Source organism: Planctomycetota bacterium (assembly GCA_016235865.1).
Classification (GTDB): Bacteria; Planctomycetota; MHYJ01; order JACQXL01; family JACQXL01; genus JACRIK01.
In genome coordinates this window covers 191,478-210,715 of record JACRIK010000026.1, presented here as the reverse complement: position 1 = coordinate 210,715, position 19,238 = coordinate 191,478, and the positions used below count along the sequence as shown (strand labels likewise).

The 19,238-nt window shown below is 51.6% G+C and carries 18 protein-coding genes; 1 reads left to right on the top strand and 17 read right to left on the bottom strand.

Annotated elements, in window-relative coordinates; genetic code table 11:
* The 4 genes from HZA49_08215 to HZA49_08200 form a co-directional block, all read right to left on the bottom strand.
* Nucleotides 1-153, bottom strand: a 153-nt coding sequence (locus HZA49_08215) for a hypothetical protein (protein ID MBI5779426.1), incomplete at its 3' end; no start/stop codon positions are given.
* A gap of 513 nt (nt 154-666) precedes the next feature.
* Entirely contained in the window at nt 667-1,092 is a 426-nt protein-coding gene (locus HZA49_08210; GenBank protein MBI5779425.1) for a hypothetical protein, read from the bottom strand.
* A 503-nt stretch (nt 1,093-1,595) separates the two neighbouring features.
* Nucleotides 1,596-1,892, bottom strand: coding sequence for a (2Fe-2S)-binding protein (locus HZA49_08205; GenBank protein ID MBI5779424.1), 297 nt, complete (start codon nt 1,890-1,892; stop codon nt 1,596-1,598).
* A 156-nt stretch (nt 1,893-2,048) separates the two neighbouring features.
* Nucleotides 2,049-2,333, bottom strand: coding sequence for a hypothetical protein (locus tag HZA49_08200; GenBank protein ID MBI5779423.1), 285 nt, complete (start codon nt 2,331-2,333; stop codon nt 2,049-2,051).
* 72 nt (nt 2,334-2,405) lie between these two features.
* Between HZA49_08200 and HZA49_08195 the strand changes: the two genes are divergently transcribed.
* Nucleotides 2,406-2,552: a hypothetical protein gene (locus HZA49_08195; GenBank protein MBI5779422.1), complete on the top strand. Its 147-nt coding sequence runs from the start codon at nt 2,406-2,408 to the stop codon at nt 2,550-2,552.
* A gap of 223 nt (nt 2,553-2,775) precedes the next feature.
* On the opposite strand, the gene HZA49_08190 is transcribed toward HZA49_08195, so the two are convergent.
* The 13 genes from HZA49_08190 to HZA49_08130 form a co-directional block, all read right to left on the bottom strand.
* Nucleotides 2,776-3,291, bottom strand: coding sequence for a hypothetical protein (locus tag HZA49_08190; protein MBI5779421.1), 516 nt, complete (start codon nt 3,289-3,291; stop codon nt 2,776-2,778).
* 195 nt (nt 3,292-3,486) lie between these two features.
* Complete coding sequence (locus HZA49_08185) at nt 3,487-5,646, bottom strand: beta-propeller domain-containing protein (GenBank protein ID MBI5779420.1); 2,160 nt, start codon at nt 5,644-5,646, stop codon at nt 3,487-3,489.
* A 331-nt stretch (nt 5,647-5,977) separates the two neighbouring features.
* Nucleotides 5,978-7,045: a hypothetical protein gene (locus HZA49_08180; protein ID MBI5779419.1), complete on the bottom strand. Its 1,068-nt coding sequence runs from the start codon at nt 7,043-7,045 to the stop codon at nt 5,978-5,980.
* Between the two features lie 167 nt (nt 7,046-7,212).
* On the bottom strand, nt 7,213-7,500 hold the full coding sequence (locus tag HZA49_08175) for a hypothetical protein (GenBank protein MBI5779418.1): 288 nt from the start codon (nt 7,498-7,500) through the stop codon (nt 7,213-7,215).
* Nucleotides 7,501-7,755: 255 nt separating this feature from the next.
* On the bottom strand, nt 7,756-8,247 hold the full coding sequence (locus HZA49_08170; GenBank protein MBI5779417.1) for a hypothetical protein: 492 nt from the start codon (nt 8,245-8,247) through the stop codon (nt 7,756-7,758).
* Between the two features lie 46 nt (nt 8,248-8,293).
* The gene (gene priA, locus HZA49_08165; protein MBI5779416.1) at nt 8,294-10,405 is read right to left on the bottom strand and encodes a primosomal protein N'; all 2,112 of its coding nucleotides are present in this window, start codon (nt 10,403-10,405) and stop codon (nt 8,294-8,296) included.
* A gap of 268 nt (nt 10,406-10,673) precedes the next feature.
* A complete protein-coding gene (locus HZA49_08160; protein ID MBI5779415.1) occupies nt 10,674-11,024 on the bottom strand; it encodes a hypothetical protein in 351 nt (116 codons plus the stop codon).
* A gap of 61 nt (nt 11,025-11,085) precedes the next feature.
* A complete protein-coding gene (locus HZA49_08155) occupies nt 11,086-11,457 on the bottom strand; it encodes a hypothetical protein (protein MBI5779414.1) in 372 nt (123 codons plus the stop codon).
* Nucleotides 11,454-12,803 (bottom strand): CCA tRNA nucleotidyltransferase, encoded by a 1,350-nt coding sequence (locus HZA49_08150; protein MBI5779413.1) that lies wholly within the window; start codon nt 12,801-12,803, stop codon nt 11,454-11,456. The genes HZA49_08155 and HZA49_08150 overlap by 4 nt, the downstream gene beginning before the upstream one ends.
* 8 nt (nt 12,804-12,811) lie before the next feature.
* Nucleotides 12,812-13,453: a carboxypeptidase regulatory-like domain-containing protein gene (locus tag HZA49_08145; GenBank protein MBI5779412.1), complete on the bottom strand. Its 642-nt coding sequence runs from the start codon at nt 13,451-13,453 to the stop codon at nt 12,812-12,814.
* Between the two features lie 118 nt (nt 13,454-13,571).
* Entirely contained in the window at nt 13,572-17,123 is a 3,552-nt protein-coding gene (locus tag HZA49_08140; GenBank protein ID MBI5779411.1) for a tetratricopeptide repeat protein, read from the bottom strand.
* Nucleotides 17,124-17,167: 44 nt separating this feature from the next.
* On the bottom strand, nt 17,168-17,806 hold the full coding sequence (locus tag HZA49_08135; GenBank protein MBI5779410.1) for a hypothetical protein: 639 nt from the start codon (nt 17,804-17,806) through the stop codon (nt 17,168-17,170).
* 12 nt (nt 17,807-17,818) lie between these two features.
* Nucleotides 17,819-19,171: a C1 family peptidase gene (locus HZA49_08130; protein MBI5779409.1), complete on the bottom strand. Its 1,353-nt coding sequence runs from the start codon at nt 19,169-19,171 to the stop codon at nt 17,819-17,821.
* Nucleotides 19,172-19,238 lie beyond the last annotated feature (67 nt).

Here is a 19,238-nt window from a genome sequence, read left to right as displayed (position 1 = left end):
GACTGTATCAGCCGTGGACTGACGGTCCTGTTCTTTGTCATCCCAGATAAGCAGGATATAAAGAATATCGCCATTGGGCCGACCCATATTCCGCCAGAACCGGACAAAGCCGCTGAGATTATCCTCAAAGGACCGGTCATCGTGGTTCTTCATGACTACCCCCCCCTCTCTTACCCCCTCTCGCGCTGTCCGAATATAAGATAACCGTTTGATTCCAAAAATCAAGCCGATTCTGAAAAATATTCAGTGGGAGGAATTTTGGCCGCAGATTAATGTCCAGAATACAGATAACAATAAATACCGCCGAATAGCGGTATTCAAATACCGCTAAACAGCGGTATTAATTCCGGTCAAAAACATTGACTTATTTGGCTGGCTGCAGCCGGCGAAGCCGCAGCGAAGTCCCGATTATTTCGGGGTTGAAGCGCTCCACGGAAAAGGCGGAAAATAAATTGTAACCACAGACCTGTCCCGTCGTACCTGTCCTGTCGTATGACGGGATGACGGGATGACACAGATTACACAGATGAAAAGATAGCGCCTGCGAAACCGCGTAAAAAAAAGGGAAAGAAAATTAGTGGTCTGTCCCGCTGGCCGCAAAAGGAATGTGCTGGGCAAGCCGCCCGAATTACCTTTCACCGCAGAGGCACAGAGCACACAGAGAAGTCATTTCCCCGCCCCTCCCGGAATAATAATATATTCTACATTCGGTTCCATCTCGGCTTTTAGTGTAAATGTTTTCCCGTTTTCATCCAGAAATGTAACTTTAACTTGACCCGGCCGATCGAATATGTCATCAAACACAAATTCTCTAGCCAACTTAAAAGTAAAAACCCAAAACTCTTCATTATTTTGAATCATTTCTGATCCTTCAATCTGACATTTACGACCTTTTATTAAAATAGTCTGAGGAACTGGCTTTTTGGGGTAAGAAGATTTGTTAATATAGATTGTTACAGGAACAGGTAAAAGATTACCAATTGATGATTTTGTCCAGTAACTTGGCACTTCGTAGACGGCTTTTAACTTCTCGCCACTGCATCCCGAGGTAATAACAAGCAATAGAATTAGGAGTAATGTAGTCTTTTTCATATTTCGTAATCCGGGGACACCCTTCTTCGCCCTTTGGGCTACGGACGGGCAAGCAATACCAATTATAATCCGGTAATCCGGGGACACAATACGAGTTTATTGGTATTTTATCACTTTCCGGAATGAAGGCAAGGAAATGAGAAGAAGTATGAAGTATAGAGTAGGGAGTATGTAGGGAATTCCAATGACCCCCTATCGCAGATTCCGGCCCGCAGGGCAACCACCCCGCTGGGTCCCGCCTCGGCGGGATGTCGCTACGCAGATAAACACAGATGAACTCAGCAGAGACCGCGATAGCGAACACAGATTTCAGATACTCCCCCGCCCCGCAATGAGTTGCCCCTCTAAGCGGGAGGCACTGCGGTGCTCCGGGACTCCGTTGCGACTTCGCCGGCCCGGATAAAATCAGTCCCTACGGGAGGCAGTCCCTCACGGGATGGTCTGCTGACCCTTAGCTCCGGTCTGTCCCGCTTGACGTGCCTGTCCAGCTTGACGTGCCCAGATTACCCCCGCTTGACCGGTTTCTTGGCCCCAATCTTCGGTATCCAGTAATCCAGAAGCAACTTAATATCACCGGAACAGCATATCTTCCTGGGATTTTTGGTTTTGCATTCGTTTCCCGTATTAGCGCCGGTCGCCTCTTTTATCTCATTTAGCGTCTTGGCTCCATTCTTGATGGCTTCAATAATCTTGCCTTTGGTAACCTCCTTGCAATAACATATAAATTGGTTTTCGGGCGACTGAAGAGGGTCAATGTTAACTATTTTCTTTTGGGGCTCACCTGAATTACAGCAATCCATAAATGCACATCCTTTTAATTTCCCCGGTTTCCCCGGTGACTGGTTCCCCTTAATCCGGTAATCCGGGGACACGTACCAATTTAGTTCCCCCCCCTATCGCAGATTCCGGCCAGCCCGAATTACCTTTCACCGCAGAGGCGCAAAGTATATCCGGAGTTAAGCTTTATTAGCATTCTTATGTTTATCTGGAAATAAAGCAAGTATAAGTAGTCCCAGGAGATACAAAAAACCTAATAAGCCCCAATATTTGCTATATCCCTTCCCTTTGGCATAGGCAAAACAACCCCATATCCATAAAACAATCCCGATGATGCTTATCCCCAACGTTAATAGTGGTGGTACGGTAGTGGGATGCATACTCCTAACTTGATAAACTCCTCCGAGCACAAACATGCCACCGACAATTCCCGAGATGGCATTATTTTTATATTCTACTAACATTAATCCGTCTCCTTTCCTTGTTGTAATCCGGTTCCCCCCTATCGCAGATTCCGGCCTACAAGGCAACCACGAATGAACACCAATAAACACGAATCCATTTGTGTCAATTCGCTGGACGCGGTCACTGCGGTGTTCGTGTCTATTTGTGGTTTCAATTCCTCTAATCCGGGGACACCACAGCCCCGATATTCATCGGGGCTGGTCAAGCAATACAATTAAATACTTTTCAATCGAAAAGGCAAATTAAATCCGCCCCGCCATATCTTACAACCCCGAAATAATCGGGACTCCGTTGCGACTCCGCAGGATTTAACTGATTTAGCGGAGAGAATAACAACCCCCTTAGTCCCCCTTAACAAAGGGGGAATTAAAGGTGGTTGTTTAATCCCGTTGTTTACTCCCCCGCCCGGCCGGCTCGGAGCATCAGAGGATTCCACCTGGATTACTGTTTAGAATTCCACTCGGGCAAATCGTTCAGATAATCATGGCTGACCCCTTTTACCCAGACATAATCGTCTTGGATTTTAGCGGCTGAAACAAATTTTGCCAGGGTTATGGGAATAAGCCCTATAATAACCGTAAGTAGCCCCAAAAATGCAAAAGGCGACATCACGGCCAACCCCCAGACGAAAACAATTACTCCTAAAGACAGTATAACCCAGCCAATTGTTTTTATCAGGACGTGTTTTTTTACGACTTCATTGGATACGCCAAATTCTATCGTGGCTTTCCGGTTTACAACGATTGCTACAATTGCATATATTATAAGATTAAGTAAAATAAGCGCGTAAAATACCGGCGGATGCCAGTTAAGAGTCGCAGTCTTCCGGCTGCCATTGGCCGGCTGGTTGGTCTTAATGCATCGGTCCGGCAGCTTGGCATCAACGTGCATTACCAGCAGTTTCCCGGATTTCCAGATAAGATTACTTCCTTCTGTTTTAGGATGCTCATTTTCCATATTTATTCCTCCGTTCTTTATTTTCCATATTTATTAGTTGGCACTCTACCACCATTTTTAGGAAAAGGCAAGGAAAAGCGTTCACGGAAGCGGAACAGAATTAGGTCGGTTTGGTCCAGTTAATCCCGCCAGCGCTTGAGGACCGATAAAGGAATCAAGACCGGCGGGACCCGCAGAAAACTGCCGTCCCTCGAACTAATCGCCCAGGCTGATAATCAGCAGGCCGGTGGAGTTATCAGCCACATAGGCATAACTGCCGTCAACATAGACGCTGTTGGCCGAGTCCGGGGTATTGTAAGTGGCAACCAATGCCGGAACCGCCGGATTGGAGACGTTGATAATCTGCAGTCCGGAGGCGTTATCGCCGACATAGGCGTAAGTGCCGGATACATGGACGTCATAGGCCGAGTCCGGCGTATTATAAGCGCCGGCCAGGGTGGGCGTAACCGGTTCGGAGATATCAATAATCTGCAGTCCGGAATTCCAATCCGCCACATAGGCATAGTTTCCGGACACATAGACGCCATAGGCGCTGCCCGGGGTATTGTAAGTACCGGCCAGGGCCGGGGCAGCCGGATTAGTGACATCAATAATCAGCAGTCCGGAAGCGTTATCGCCGACATAGGCATAATTGCCGGACACATAGATGCCAAAGGCATAGCCCGGGGTATTGTAAGTGCCGGCCAGGGTCGGAGCAGCCGGATTGGTGACGTTGATAATCTGCAGTCCGGAAGTCCCATCCGTGACATAGTCATAGTTGCCGGACACATAGACACCCCGGGAATAACCGGTTGTATCATAAGCGCCGGTTAGGGTGGGCGTAGCCGGCTGGGAGATATTGATAATCTGCAACCCGAAATCACCGTCCGCGACATAGGCATAATCGCCGGCCACATAGACGCCATTGGCAATGCCCGTGGTGTCATATGAGCCGACCAGGGTCGTGGTAACGGACGGGTTTGAGATGTCGATAATCTGCAGTCCGGAATTCCAATCCGCCACATAGGCATAGTTTCCGGACACATAGACGCCGGAGGCGGCGTTAGGAGTGTCACAAGAACTAACCAGGGTCGGCGTGGCAACCACCGAGGTGTTGATAATCTGCAGGCCGAAGGTGTTATCCGCCAGATAGACGTACGCGCCGGCCACATAGACGCCATTGGACCAGTCCGCGGTAGGATATGAACCGGCCAGGGTGGGAGTAGCCGGATTGGAGATGTTGATAACCTGCAGTCCGGAATCACCGTCCGCCACATAGGCGTAATTCCCGGATACATAGACGTCATCAGAAGTGCCCGATGTATTATAAGAACCAGCCAGGGTGGGAGCGGCCGGATTAGAGATATTAATAATCTGCAGCCCGGCGATATTATCCGCCACATAGACATAGTTGCCGGACACATAGACGCCGTCAGCGCCGCCCGCTGTATCATAAGTGCCGACCAGGACCGGGGCCGCCGGATTGGTGATATTGATAATCTGCAGCCCGAAGGTGTTATCAGCCACATAGGCATAAGCGCCGGACACATAGACGCCAATGGCCTGGCCCGGGGTATTATAAGTGCCGGCCAGGGCCGGAGCAGCCGGATTGGAGACGTTGATAATCTGCAGGCCGGAATTCTCATCCGCCACATAGGCATAACTGCCGTCAACATAGACGTCCCGGGCATAGTCCGGGGTATCGTATGTCCCGGCTAACACCGGCGAAACCGGATTGGAGATGTTGATAATCTGCAGTCCGGAAACGTCATCCGCCACATAGGCATAACTGCCGGATACATAGACGCCGCCGGCCAGACCGGATGTATTGTATGTGCCGGCCAGGGCCGGAGCAGCCGGATTGGAGACGTTGATAATCTGCAGGCCGTAACTAGAGTCCCCAACATAGGCGTAAGCGCCGGAGACATAGACGCTAGAGGCCGAGCCCGTTGTATCATAAGAGCCGGCCAGGGTCGGGGTTAAAACCGGGGTGGCGGATATCACAGATGAGGCAGCGCCCTCGCCGTCGCTGTTCACGGCAGTGACCACATAGTAATAGGTCGTGCCATTAGCCCGGCCGGTATGGGTGTATGGCGCGGTGATATTGCTTATCCTGGTGCCGGTAACTTTTGTCACGCCCGAAGCGATTGACCAGTAACCGGTGTAAGATATGGCGCCGGTAACGCTGGTCCAGCTTATGGTCACCTCGGTATTCCCGGCAATAGCAGAAAGGCCGGTCGGCGCCGGAGGCAGGTTAAGCGTACTGCCGCCGCTGGAACCGCTGGACGAACTCCCGCCGCAGCCGATGTAGCTAAAAGCAGTTACCCATGCCACCAAGACTAAAGCCGCGACTATATAATATCTTCTGTTTTTCATACAACTCCTTTGGCGCCGAATATCTTCTGAACCGCTTTTAACCGGTTACCCGGCTTGGTTAATTAATGCCGCCAATATATGCCATACCATCAAAATGTCAATAAATATTACAGTAATCCGGGGCACCTTTACCCGGGTGCGCTTTAGCCGCTGGCTAAATGTTGAACTGACCAGTGTGTCTCCCGGTGCGCCGCCTGCGGCGTGCTCCCGACCAGTGCTACGCACAGGGGCGCAAAGGGGCATGTAGGGGATAGGGAAATCCCGCCAGCGCTTGAGGACCGATAAAGGAATCAAGACCGGCGGGACCCGCAGAAAACTGCCGTTCCTCGAACTAATCGCCCAGACTGATAATCTGCAGGCCGGGATACCCGTCCGCCACATAGGCGTAACTGCCCGATACACAGACGCTATAGACGGAACCAGTGGTGACTATTGCCCACTCTAAAACCGGAGCGGCCGGATTGGAGATATCAAAAACCCGCAGCGCTGAACCGAAATCAGCCAGATAGACGCGACTGCCGGAAAGGCACACGCTATAGGCAGAGCCCGAGGTGTCGTATGACCCGGCCAAGACCGGGGCCGCCGGGACAGACACATCAATGACCAGCAGGCCGGACGCGCCATCCGCCAGATAGGCGTAACCGCCTGAGACAGCGACGCCATAAGCATAGCCCGCGGTATCCAGTGAGCCGGCCAGGGTCGGGCTGGCCGGGTTTGAGATATCGATAATCTGCAGCCCCGAAGCGCCGTCCGCCACATAGGCGTAACTGCCCGAGATGTAGACGCACCGGGCAGAACCCGTGGTATTATAAGAACCGGCCAGGGTTGGGGTGGCCGGAACGGAGATATTTAAAATCTGCAGGCCGAACGCGCCATCAGCCACATAGGCATAACTGCCTGAGACCGCGACGCCATAAGCAGTGCCGGGCGTATTATAAAAGCCGGCCAGGGTCGGGCTGGCCGGATTTGAGATATCGATAGCCTGAAACCCGGAGCCATAATCAGACACATAGGCATAACTGCCTGAGAGAGCAACGCCATAGGCGCTGCCCGGCGTATTGCAAGAGCCGACCAATACCGGAGCATCCGTGTCGGTGATAGCGGCAATCTGCAATCCGGAAGTCCCGTCCGCCACATAGGCGTAACTGCCTGAAATATAGACGCCCCGGGCATAGTCCGGCGTATTTACCAATCCGACCAGGGTCGGCGTCACAGCCGCAGGCGCGGATGCCGATGCGCTGCTGCCGCTGCCGCCGTCACCGCAGCCGGCGCAGCTAAATGCGGCTATAAATGCGGCCAGGAACACCGCGCTAAGTAGCGGGACGGAATTTATCACCGCCAACGGGCGGGGGCTGCTCCTGCGCCGGACCGCCGGCATATAATAAGCGCTGTTTTTCATAGCTATATCCTCCTTTATCCCGGCGTCCGGTTCAGGCCGATAAATCCGATGTTCTTCCCGGCCGCCGGTTACTGATGTCCGCGCGATTGACCGAATGCCCCGGACACCACTTCTCACAAACACCATCCAGCGACAGAACCACCCTGCTCAACCGATTAAGGGGGAGTTTATAAATATTGTAACGGCAAATAAGCCCTGATGCCGGCTAAGAAAGCCAATGGCCGGGCAGGACTATTATGGGTGAACGCACGGAAATCGCGCTTTTTGGATGAAAGGAGGGTGTCCGTCCGGCCCAGGGGGGTGGCAGACTCGCCGGGCTCGCCGTAAAACCACGGCGAATGTAAACTCATTCCGGTTCCCGCCAGAACAACCGCATGGTCCGGCCGGGCGCTGATGAACCTTTCGCTGCTAGACTCTAAACCGGAATCTGAACCAATCAGATTCCGTATTTGCATAATGGCAATATACCAAGGGAAATAGTATTTGTCAAGTATTATTTAATATTTTTCTCACTTATTTTTGGCACTGTGCCAAATAAACGCGACTCGGGGAACATGCACTAATTTACCCCCCCCACTGGTATCGGCGGAGCGCGACGCACCAGGGCAACCACCCGGCTGGGTCCCGCCTCGGCGGGATGTCGCTACGCAGATAAACGCAGATTTCAGATAAATCAGCTCCCGGCCCGTCTGTTTGCCCGCCCGCCCCGGCTACCAGTCTTCACCCAACTTATCATCCCAGCGCATGCTGTTTATAAACCACTTGTCTTTCGGCTTGTAGAAAATAAAACGCCATCTAAAGGCGATACTTTCCATCTTTAGGATATAGGTGCTGACCAAAACGGACTCTGATTTTTTCACCACCGATACCCGTTCGTAACCGATAATCTTGCCGAATCTCGGACTGACAGATTCCAGCATCTTGGTGGTGTCATCCTTAAGCTTGGTAAAATCTTCAGCCGGGAGCGGGAAGATTTTCTCCATATACGCGAAGGCCTGTTTTATATCGGTTTGGGCCAAGGCGCCCATGATTTTGTCGCATTCACCGGCTATGTCTGCTTCATCAGGAAGCAAGACGGGTTTGCCCGCGTCCAGTACCTTGGGCGGTTTTAGCGCTTCCGGGAGCGCAGTTCCGGTATCCCCCCCCTGGCAGCTGACCAGACCGGCCAGCGCCAGCGCCATAACGGCCAATACTTCTTTCATCATCATCCCCTTTCGAATATACCCGGCGCGCTTAGCGCCAACCGGCTCAAAGCAAACTCACCGGGTCGGTATCAATAGAGACCTGGACGCCACCCTTGGCAAAGGGCATCTTGAATAGTCCCTTGAAATACTTTTGGACGGACGCTAATTCCTTAATTTTTAAGACCAGATGCCAGCGGAAGCGGTCCCGGATGCGCAGGATAGGCGCCGGCGCCGGGCCGAGTATCTCGATATCACCTGCCTCAATTAGTTTCCCCTCACCTATCCTCTCCCCAGAGGGGAGAGGGAAGGGTGAGGGGGCTAATTCCTTGGTTATCTGCCTTGCAATTTTGTCAATGGTTTCTTTAATAACATCCTGGTTTTTTCCTGAGACCAGAATCCGGATGATGCGCCGGAACGGCGGGTAATTGAGTTCGCTGCGGTATAACAATTCCTGGCGGGCAAAACCCTCGTAGTCATGGTTCGAACCGGCCATGATGCTGTAGTGCTCGGGGTTGACGGTCTGGACTATCACCCGCCCGCCCTTGGGTCCCCGGCCCGTTCGGCCGGCTACTTGGGTTATCAGCTGGAAGGTCCGTTCAGCCGACCTGAAATCCTTGAGATAGAGCGTGGTATCAGCCGAGACAATTCCGACCAGGGTGACATTGGGGAAGTCCAGGCCCTTGGCAATCATCTGCGTACCGACCAGAACATCGGTCTCTCCGGTGAAGAATGAATGCAGGGCGTCTTTGTAGAGCCCTTTCTTTTTCATCGCGTCGCTGTCCATCCGTCCGATGGTCAGCTGGCTTTTTTCCGCGCTGGCATCAACAATTAAATTATCCCAGAACTTGTGCAGGTAGTCCTCGACCTTCTCGGTACCGATGCCGAATTGCCTGATGCCCGGATAGGCGCATTCGGGACAGGCGGTCGGCAGTTCGGTCTTTTCATTGCAATAGTGGCAGACGGCCTTATTGAACTGCTTGTGATATGCCAGCGAGACCTGGCAGCGGCGGCATTTCATAATGTGCCCGCACTTGGAACACTTTATCAGGGTGATAAAACCCCGGCGGTTCAGGAAAAGAATAACCTGGTTTCCTTTCAGCACCTCGTCCCGGATGCCTATTTCCAATTTCTTGGAGAGCACGGGATTGGAATGCCGCGGGTCGTTCTGCTGAAGCATATCCACCACCTCGACGTTGGGCATGGGCCGATGGTCGATGCGTTCCGGCAGAACTAACCTATGATATGTCCCATGGATGCTATTATAATATGACTCTAAGGACGGCGTGGCCGAGCCGAGGATGACGATGGCATGCTCCAGCCGGGCCCGTTCGATGGCTGCCTCGCGGGCGTGGTAGAACGGGGTGGAGATGTTCTTGAAACTGGTCTCGTGCTCCTCGTCTATGACAATCAGGCCGAGATTCTTGAAGGGCGCGAAGATGGCCGAGCGGGCTCCGATGACCACCGAGGCCTGGCCGTTGCGGATGTTCTGCCACTGAATCAGGCGCTGCTTGGCGGTCAGATGGCTGTGCAGGACGGCAACACTATCGCCAAATCTTTCTCTAAATCTATGCACGGTCTGGGGGGTGAGCGCAATCTCCGGCACCAGAACGATGGTCTGTTTGCCAGATTCCCTAACCTTGGCCATGACCTGGAGGTATATCTCAGTCTTGCCGCTGCCGGTCACGCCGTGGAGCAGGAATACATTCGGCGCTTCTTCACTATTCGCTCTATGCTCTATGCTCTTCGCTATCGCATCATACGCCTCTTTTTGATGCTGGGTCAATGTCAGCGGCTCGGTCCGGGCCACCTGTTCATAGAACGGGTCGGCTTTGACCTTAGTGGATTTCTTAGCCGTGGGGATTTCCCGAACACTGGCCGGCAGGACGCATTCCAGGGCCTGGCCCAGAGAAGAGAAGTAATAATCCGCCATCCATTGGCAGAGTTTAAGCATATGCTCGGTAATGAGCGGTTCAGTGTCGATAACGGCCTCAATATCCTTTATCTTGGGGAAGGTGGCAGACTCCAGGAATCCAACGCAGTAGCCGATTTTGGAAACAGTGCCGAACGGCACCCTGACCCGTGCGCCCAGTTTGAGCGTGCCGGACAGCTCCGCGGGTATGCGATAGGTAAATGCCCGGTCAATGGGAACCGGGAAGACAATCTGGGCAAAACTCATAACCACAGATTAACATTCACCCCGCACATATATCAAATATTAAGTGAAAGTTTCCATAATCTGCGACTATCTACGGTTTGTCACTACTGCCAAATAAGAAATACAAATTATGTGCGGGGCAGGGATGAACACAGAGGGCAAGAAAATCCATCAGTACGATGAAACAACAGGATTTAACTGTTTGAACGGATAAATCAGGTAAATCCGCTAAATCCTGTTATCAGGTTATCCAATAATAATGCTTACTTGAATTGCTTCTTCACTAATTTCAGCGATGTGACTTTGGCGATTCTTCTTTCCTTGGTTGTTTGTCGTCCCTATAGAATAATTTATATATAATATCACCTGCTAACATATCGACTACCGCAAATCCAAAAGCAGCTGGAGCTTTCTGATACCAATTTCTAACCCAGTTTTCATCTTTGTCCCATGTTAACGCATATCCCGTTAGCATATCACAACCAACAACTGCTCCTCCAAAACCACCACATGGGGGTTTACCTGCATCCCTTAATTTTTGAGTTTCTCCTTTGTGGACAATAGTAACAACAGAATAACATCCATAATTAATAAACAGCATTATGACTATGCTAAAACAAATCAAACTAATCTTCTTCATTTTCTTGTACATCTGGGTCTAGCCGTGTTCATCTGCGGTTTAAAATGCGCCTTTACCAGTTTCAGCGCCGCGTCTTTGGTGGTAAAATAATATCTTGTTCGGATGCCTCTTTCTTTGGAGGTAAAGCATATTGCTGTTCGGGAAATAATTCATCTATCGTGATAGCAATTAGCGCGTCTATTAAAGTAAAACCAATAGCTACAGGAGCCTCCTGATAAATGTTTCTACCCCAATTTTCATCACTATCCCATGCTAATGAATAGCCAGATATTATATCCGCACCTAATCCTCCAAACCCAGCACATATATGCGTTCCATCTTTCTTCGATTCTTCAGACACAAGCCTTGAAGTTATAGCAGCCGTAGAAAAACATCCATAATTAATAAACAGCATTATGACTATGCTAAAACAAATCAAACTAATCTTCTTCATTTTCTTGTACATCTGGGTCTATCCGTGTTCATCTGCGGTTTAAAATGCGCCTTTACCAGTTTCAGCGCTTGTTCTTTGGTGATAATCTCCTTTTCCAACTGCGCCTCTTCCACGTGTTTAAGAATCTTGGAGAATATCGGTCCGGGCTTGAAGCCGAGTTTAATCAGGTCATAACCGTTTATCAACGGCGCGGGCTTGAGGTCTTCCTTGGAGAGTTTCTTATACAGCCGGGCCGCGATGTAATACGGTTTCAGGTCCATATCACTGCCCAGCCGATCGGCCCGGTGCAGCTCAGCCAGCAGCGGATAATCCGGATGGCTGAACAGACGTTTCAGGGTGCTGACCCGCATCTTATCAATGTCCTTGAAGACCAGGTGCTTGGCAATAATCCAGCAGATGGTCTCAATCTCGCTGTTGGCCAGTTTCAAGCGTTGGCAGATGCGCTCGGCCATCTCAGAACCCAGACGTTCGTGCTCGTGGAACCTGATGCGGTCGGTGATCATAAAGGTGCCGGGCTTGCCCACGTCGTGCAAGAGAGTAGCCAGGGCCAGCTCAAACGACGGATTTCGGAGGTGCTTCATGACCGCAACCGTGTGGACATAGACATCGCCCTCGGGGTGGAACTGCTTTGGTTGGTTGACCCCTTTCATCTTAAGCACCTCAGGCAGGATGCGTTTTAGCAGTCCGGTCTGCTCCAACAGTTTTACGCCCCGGTCGCGCTGGGGGCACATCAGGATGCGCCGCAATTCCTCGCGGATGCGCTCGACACTGATTTTGGTTATCTGCCGGGCGGATTTGGCAATTGCCTTTTTGGTCCTGGGGTCAAGGGCAAAACCCAGTTCGCAGGCGAACCTGATGGCCCGCATCATCCGGAGCTTGTCCTCATTGAATCTCTGCCGGGCATCGCCGATGGTCCTGACAATCTTTTTCCTGATATCCGCCCTGCCGCCTACTAAATCAACCAGTTCATCAGTAATCGGGTCGTAGAGCAGGCCGTTGATGGTGAAGTCGCGCCGGGCCACGTCCTCGTCGCGCGAGGCGTATTTGACATGGTCCGGATGCCGGCCGTCCGAATACCCGCTCTCGGTCCTGAAGGTGGTGACCTCAATCTGCTGTTTCTGGATAATCACCATCACTACGCCAAAGGCCTTACCGATAGCCAGGGTCTTGGGGAACAGTTTCATGACCTGATTAGGCCGGGCATTGGTGGCAACATCGTAATCCTTGGGTGGCCGCTTCATCAGCCGGTCGCGCACGCATCCTCCGGCAAAGTATGCCTGGAATCCATTGGCCTGCAGGGTCTGAACCACAGATAAGGCAATGTTGTACAAAATATTCTTAGCCATTCTATTACCTATCTGGCCATCCCGATTTCTATGCTGAGCACATCCGGAACACCCTGATTTTGTCTTGTCGGATCGTCGCTCAGGACCTGCTCGACAATCACTTCAGGTATCTCCTCCTGCCAGATTTCGGCCGTGGCCAGCGGGACAACCAGTTCTTTTTCATATTGCTGAAAACCAGACTTCTCCACCGTCACTTTATATGTACCGGCCAACAATTTCAGGCTGAACTTGCCGGTGAATGGCGTGATCTTTTCAATGCGCTCGCCGGATGAACCGGTGAAAACCACCTTGGCGTCGCCGATGGCGCCGGCGGTAGCCTGCTGCAGGGCGCCGCCCGTGCGGAACGCCTGACCATCGTCATAGATTGCGCCGTCTTCCCGTGACGGATAGCGGACATTCTGCTCAAAAACCTCGCCATAAACAGTGGTCCGGTGATTCGGGCCGGGCACGATGACATTGACCTTGCCGTCGTATCCGCAGGCGTCACAGCCCTCAGGCGTACCGTGGCAGAGCCGGCAGGCGCGTTCTTCCTTCCGGTCGCCCTCATACAGTTTCGGCCCGCTGGTCAGTTGATAAATACCATAGAACAATATAATGGCGGCCGCACCGGCCAGCGAGAACAACATATACCGCTTGATAAGTGGATGCATATAAATATCCTCCCCTGACAAAGGATTATATATCACGCAGTCCAAGAAGCAAGAAATATCGTCCGGCTTAAGGACGAATCAGGTGTGTAAGTTGCAGATTCATATGCTACCCGGCGGGCTATTTCTGCAGTTCTTTCTGCCACTTCTCAAATTCCTCACTGATTTCTTTTGCACTGCCATGATTCGGCGCCAACTTGAGAAATATTTCGGCGTCACGGATTGCCTCGGCATACATGGCCAATCCGGCATAAGATACGGCCCGGTTGCAATAACAATTCGCCTCATTGGGGTTGAGCGCCAACGCACCGGTATAGTCCTGGATGGCTAAATCAAACCTACGCAAAGTTTGATAAATCATTCCCCGGCCATAATAGGCCGCCATCTCTTTGGGATTAAACTTTATCGCCTGATTATACTCGGACAGCGCCTGAGGATAATTGCCCTGCCTGAAATAGATATTACCCCGTTCAACATAGGCTTCGGAAAAATCCGGCTTTAAGGCCAACGCCTTGCTAAAATCGCTGATGGCGCTCTGGTCATCGCTATTATGGCAGTGCACCACACCCCGATTATAATAAATCCACGGGCTATCGGGCGCGAGCTCCAGCGCCTTAGTATGATCCTTGATGGCCCGTTCGTAATCGCCCATTTTATCGTAAAGCATCCCCCGGGCGTTGTAGGACTCGGGATCCGCCGGATTAAGCTTTATCAGATGGCTGAAATCGACCAGCGCCTGCTGGCGATTGCCCATTTTGGAATAGAGGGCACCGCGTACTTTATACCCATCAGCAACAGCAGGATTAAGTTTTACCAACTGGTTGTAATCAGCTAGGGCCTGCGGGTACCGGCCCAAGGTGTAGTAAATATTACCGCGCCATTTGTAGGTATCCGGATTTTTAGGGTTCAACTCAGCCGCCCGGTTCAGATTACTCAGCGCCCGTTCGACGTCGCCTTTCCGGTAATAGGAACAGCCCAGCCAGTGGTATGCGTATGGCGCGCTGGACTCATTCTCTACTGCCCGGTTGAGGTCCAGGATAGCCCGGTCATAATCGCCCATTCCAAAATACACATCCGCACGCGTCATATATGCATTCATATTATCCGGCGCAGCTTCTAACGCCCTGGTAAAGTCCGCAATCGCCCGGTCCAGATCACCCTTCCGGCGATAGACATCGCCGCGTTCCAGATACAACTCGGAATTAGCCGGTTCAATTTCTATAGCCTTATTATAGTCAGCGAGTGAGCGGTCGAAATCGCCCTTTTTCACATATAGCTTGGTCCGGAGCTTGTAGGCGCGCGCACCAGCCGGGTCAAGCTCAATGGCTTTGCTATAATCACTTAATGCCTGTTTGAAATTTGTCCGCAGTGCATAAGCCAGGGCCCGGTCGATATAATAGTCGGCCTCGCCGGGATTAAGTTCTATGGCTTTATTATAATCGGCAATGGCCTCTTCCGGTTTGCCCTGAGCCGCATAGACCGTGCCGCGATAATAATAGGCGTCTGGGGCGCCGGGTTTTAATTCTATCACCTTGTTACAGTCAGCCAGCGCCAGCAGAGGATTTCCGTTATTAAAATATGCTTTGGCGCGGTCCCGGTAAACATCCACCTGATTTGGCTTGAGTTCCAGCGATCGACTGAAGTCTGTGATGGCTTGGCTATTATTCCCCCTGAGAACATAGACCCAGGCGCGCCAGGCATAGGCCTTGGCATCAGAGCCCGGCCGGAGCTCTATGGCCTTATTATAATCAGCAAGCGCCTGGTCAAGATTGTCTTTTCGGCTATAGACCACGCCGCGTTCGGCGTAGGCCTCGGCATAATCCGGTTTAAGCTCTATAACCTTGCTATAATCGGCGATGGCCTGCTCGTAGTTATCGGTCTCAACATGGGCATAAGCCCGGTGATAGTAGGCATCGGCATAATCCGGCTTGAGTTCTATGGCCTTGCTCATATCCGCAATCGTGGCCTTAAAATCATCCATCTCCATCTCCATATTTCCCCTGGCATAAAATCCGATGTAACTGTCCGGCGCCAGTTCCGCCACTTTCTTAAAATCAGGTATGGAACCCGCCTTATCGCCGCGGATATCAGAAACAATCCAGCCCCGCTGGTAATAAGAAAGAACCATGGTGGGATTAATCTCAATCGCCCTGGTGAACGCCTCAAACGCCTTGTCATATTCCTTCCCCTCATTGTAGATAATACCGATTTCCTGCCAGGCCTCGGCAAAAGTCGGGTCTATCTCCAGAGCTCTCCGGGCTATTTTTATTTTCTCGTCAATCTCAATTAATTTACCGAATTTCAATGTATCCAAAACCTTCTGAGCGGATTCCCTGGTCTCCTTATATTTCCCGTAATTCCCAAGCAATCCCCGGATTTCCGCGTCATCCGGCGAAATCTCCAATAACCGGTTGCACCAAACCACCGCCTCTTCATAATTTTTGTTATTAAACGCCGCGCGGGCATTCTGGCGGTAATCCTCTATTTTCCGACCGGTTAACACGGATGAAACCAGCAGGTCGGACACGACAGCCAGAAGAATCACAACGGCGCCGAGCATGGCCAAGGCGGCCGGTTTATTGCGCCGGGCCTTCTTAATCAGCTTGGTGATTAAGCCGGAGCGCCTGGCCTGGATGGATTCGCCTTCCAGGAACCGCTTCAGGTCGTCCGCCAACTCCCCGGCCGTCTGATAGCGCCGGACCGGTTCCTTTTCCAGACACTTCATACAGATGGTTTCTAAATCACGATGAAGGTTCTTTGCCGCCTTGGTGGGCAGCAGCGGGTCTTTATTTATCACCCGACTCAACACCTGGTATAAATCGCTATCTTTAAATGGACTTACGCCGGTTAAACTGTAATACATGGTTGCCCCCAAAGAAAACACATCACTCCGAGCATCCACTTTATCCTTATCCCCCCGGGCCTGTTCCGGCGACATATAGTCCGGCGTGCCGATGACCGTGCCGCTCATGGTCAGAGCACGATCAGCCGCAGTCAATTCCTTGGCCAGCCCGAAATCAGTCAAATATGACTTACCCTGCTTATCTAACAGAATATTGCCGGGCTTGAGGTCCCGGTGGATAATCCCCTGCTGGTGGGCGTAATGGAGCGCCGAGGCAATATCGCAGATTATCTCGGCAATCCGCCTGGGCGATAATTTGTGCTCGTCCACAAATGTATCCAAACCACCACCGTCAATGTGTTCCATGGTAAAATAGTGGAATTTTCCCTGCGTGCCGACCTCGTAGATTTGGACAATATTGGGATGCTTTAACTTGGCTGATGAACGAACCTCGCGCATAAACCGGGCCGTGGCCTCGATACCTTCCAGAGTCATAACCTTCAGGGCCACCCGGCGGTCCAGAACCGGGTCAGCCGCCAAATAGACCACGCCCATTCCGCCCTTGCCTAATTCTGCCTCCAGCTGATACCGGCCAAAAATCTCTGGGGCGGCTTGCGCACCTTGATCGGATGTTGTTTCTGGCGGAATATCGTCTGTTCTCATTGTTTGGCCGGCGTCGCCGAACCAAGGCTTTAAATAGGGATGCTCTTTTAACTTATCGGCCTGCTCCGGATTCTGCCGGCAGAATTCAACTATCTCAGGACTATTCCACCAGGCACTAAATTCGTTGAATGACCGGAACTCCTGAATCTGTAAATCATCCATTGGCATGGGAATATTATAAAAGCTGTTTTCCAGACGTCAACCATTACCGGCTATTCTTTTGATAAAATCAACGAATGCTCGACCGCGTGCATAATCACGTCGGCAATGGTTTTGAGAAACAGGAACAGTATTATAGCGCTCTGGGCCATGCTGGCGCCGATAATCAGGGTCAGGTGCATCGGGATAACCCGGGCATACGGGAAAAACATCATCGTGCCGATATTCGGTACGCCCCGGTAGTTATCTTTATTGTGCAGGAACGAATAAAGGTGATTGCCAAAAAACATCAGCGCTAAAATAATAACCGCCAGCGTATCTATCGGTACGCCGGTAATAAAAGGCGTGCTGTCAAGGTTCTCGATCCGCCCTCCGCTGCCCAGCTGGGTAAGAAATATCAGGTAACCCACATGGAAAAAACCATAATGCATCGCAAAGAATATGGCGATGTCCTTCTTGGATTTCTCGGTCGGCTCGACCGGCCGGTCATTCATGGTCAGCCCATCGGTGCGAAACTGCTTCAATCGCCAGATCCGGATGAAATTGAATATGCCGATGGTGATGCTCTGGGACCAGTAAATCCACATCAGTTCAGCCAGCGTCCATTTCTGGACAATGGCAAAAATGGCTGTGACTAGATTAGCGGCCACTAAGGATAAAGCGGAATTGTCCTTCACCGTGCGTTTCAGCATAATATAATGCGATCAGTGCATTATGGCCAGCGAGCCCATCGGGTCCCAGGGTTTTAAGACAATGGGCTTTTCCTTGAGTATCTTCCTCAGCTTGGGCGTCAAGTAACTCTTCTTGATAACCACCTGATAAAGGTATTCGCTGAACCAGGCGTCGCTCATGACAAAGAACCCTTTGTCCCCGACCTTGTCGCCCCAGCTGTTCTCCACCTTCCATTTGGTGGGCTTATTGTTGACCAGGTTGACTCCGGTCAGGACCATGGCATGGGTCATCAGGCTATCGCCGTAATCAACTCTTTGCGCCTTGTCCATCCCGAACTTGACGCCTAACAGGTTGTCGTATTCGTATAGTTTCATATCCATGATGCCGGCATCGCGGTGGAACATCTTGCCCACATCGCATCCGAACCAGACCGGCTGCTTGTCCTTGAGCATGGCCGCCGCAGCCGACTTGAGCGTGTCGATATCCACGTTCAGATAACGGACTATCTGCCCGCCCTTGACGTTACCCAAATATTGCACGGTATACATCCGGTTATAGGGCTTGTCTCTGGTCGGACAATTGATGACGCTGACCGTCTCGTCCAAATCCAGATTGACATATTTCTTGTAGAACGCCAGCGGCGTCAGGGGCTTGGGGTCGCGGTGGAATACGCCCTTCTTATCGCGGTATTGCCAGAGAAACTCCCGGGGCGGCTCGCCGAAATATATCACCAGCATCTTATAGATTTCCGACATCATCTCCTGCTTGCGGGCTCGCAAGGCCGCCAGAGATGCGCCCTTCTTGTGCATATTCCGCAGCAGCATCGCGTCTTCCTTGAGCTTCAGGGTAACAAAATAATTGACATGGCCGGAATTACTGCTGTTAAAGGTCTCGGGCATGACGGTCTTGGGCACCACGCCGTACCGGCTGATGAGATTGGCGAACATATCCCACTGCCCGCCGTCGCCCAGCGGACCGCCCAACAGCCACATGACCACCCGGCTCTGGACATCCTCATCCACCGTGTCAATAATATTTTCCAGGAAGTAGTTTGACTTCTCCAGCTTGTCCCAGAAGAAGGTGTAGCTCTGCGACAACTCAAATGTAGCCAGGTTCATCTTCTTCATCGCCAGTATCCGCATGGTATTCAGGCCGGCGAACATCCAGCACCGGCCGCTGGACATCTGGCTGGTGGCATCTCCGGTCTTGACGATATGCGAGAATGTAAAATCAGTGCTGTTCAAGACATCGCGGTTCATGGCCACTTCCGGCAGGGCCGTCTTGGTCACGGCATTGCGGGCAATCCGATTCAGCGTATTGGCATTGTATTCCCGGTGATACTTGTTGATTAAATCCATGGTCAGAGCGCCGCTACTTGTTTGCATATTTTATCTCACTTTCACTATGGTTGCTATATCTGTGCTCATCTGTGTTTACTCGCACTTAAACTTT

Bases quoted from the DNA above. Each gene is read 5' to 3' on its own strand.
- HZA49_08210 (MBI5779425.1), bottom strand. From the start codon at position 1,092: ATGAAAAAGACTACATTACTCCTAATTCTATTGCTTGTTATTACCTCG.
- HZA49_08205 (MBI5779424.1), bottom strand. From the start codon at position 1,892: ATGGATTGCTGTAATTCAGGTGAGCCCCAAAAGAAAATAGTTAACATT.
- HZA49_08200 (MBI5779423.1), bottom strand. From the start codon at position 2,333: ATGTTAGTAGAATATAAAAATAATGCCATCTCGGGAATTGTCGGTGGC.
- HZA49_08195 (MBI5779422.1), top strand. From the start codon at position 2,406: ATGAACACCAATAAACACGAATCCATTTGTGTCAATTCGCTGGACGCG.
- HZA49_08190 (MBI5779421.1), bottom strand. From the start codon at position 3,291: ATGGAAAATGAGCATCCTAAAACAGAAGGAAGTAATCTTATCTGGAAA.
- HZA49_08185 (MBI5779420.1), bottom strand. From the start codon at position 5,646: ATGAAAAACAGAAGATATTATATAGTCGCGGCTTTAGTCTTGGTGGCA.
- HZA49_08180 (MBI5779419.1), bottom strand. From the start codon at position 7,045: ATGAAAAACAGCGCTTATTATATGCCGGCGGTCCGGCGCAGGAGCAGC.
- HZA49_08175 (MBI5779418.1), bottom strand. From the start codon at position 7,500: ATGCAAATACGGAATCTGATTGGTTCAGATTCCGGTTTAGAGTCTAGC.
- HZA49_08170 (MBI5779417.1), bottom strand. From the start codon at position 8,247: ATGAAAGAAGTATTGGCCGTTATGGCGCTGGCGCTGGCCGGTCTGGTC.
- priA (MBI5779416.1), bottom strand. From the start codon at position 10,405: ATGAGTTTTGCCCAGATTGTCTTCCCGGTTCCCATTGACCGGGCATTT.
- HZA49_08160 (MBI5779415.1), bottom strand. From the start codon at position 11,024: ATGAAGAAGATTAGTTTGATTTGTTTTAGCATAGTCATAATGCTGTTT.
- HZA49_08155 (MBI5779414.1), bottom strand. From the start codon at position 11,457: ATGAAGAAGATTAGTTTGATTTGTTTTAGCATAGTCATAATGCTGTTT.
- HZA49_08150 (MBI5779413.1), bottom strand. From the start codon at position 12,803: ATGGCTAAGAATATTTTGTACAACATTGCCTTATCTGTGGTTCAGACC.
- HZA49_08145 (MBI5779412.1), bottom strand. From the start codon at position 13,453: ATGCATCCACTTATCAAGCGGTATATGTTGTTCTCGCTGGCCGGTGCG.
- HZA49_08140 (MBI5779411.1), bottom strand. From the start codon at position 17,123: ATGCCAATGGATGATTTACAGATTCAGGAGTTCCGGTCATTCAACGAA.
- HZA49_08135 (MBI5779410.1), bottom strand. From the start codon at position 17,806: ATGCTGAAACGCACGGTGAAGGACAATTCCGCTTTATCCTTAGTGGCC.
- HZA49_08130 (MBI5779409.1), bottom strand. From the start codon at position 19,171: ATGCAAACAAGTAGCGGCGCTCTGACCATGGATTTAATCAACAAGTAT.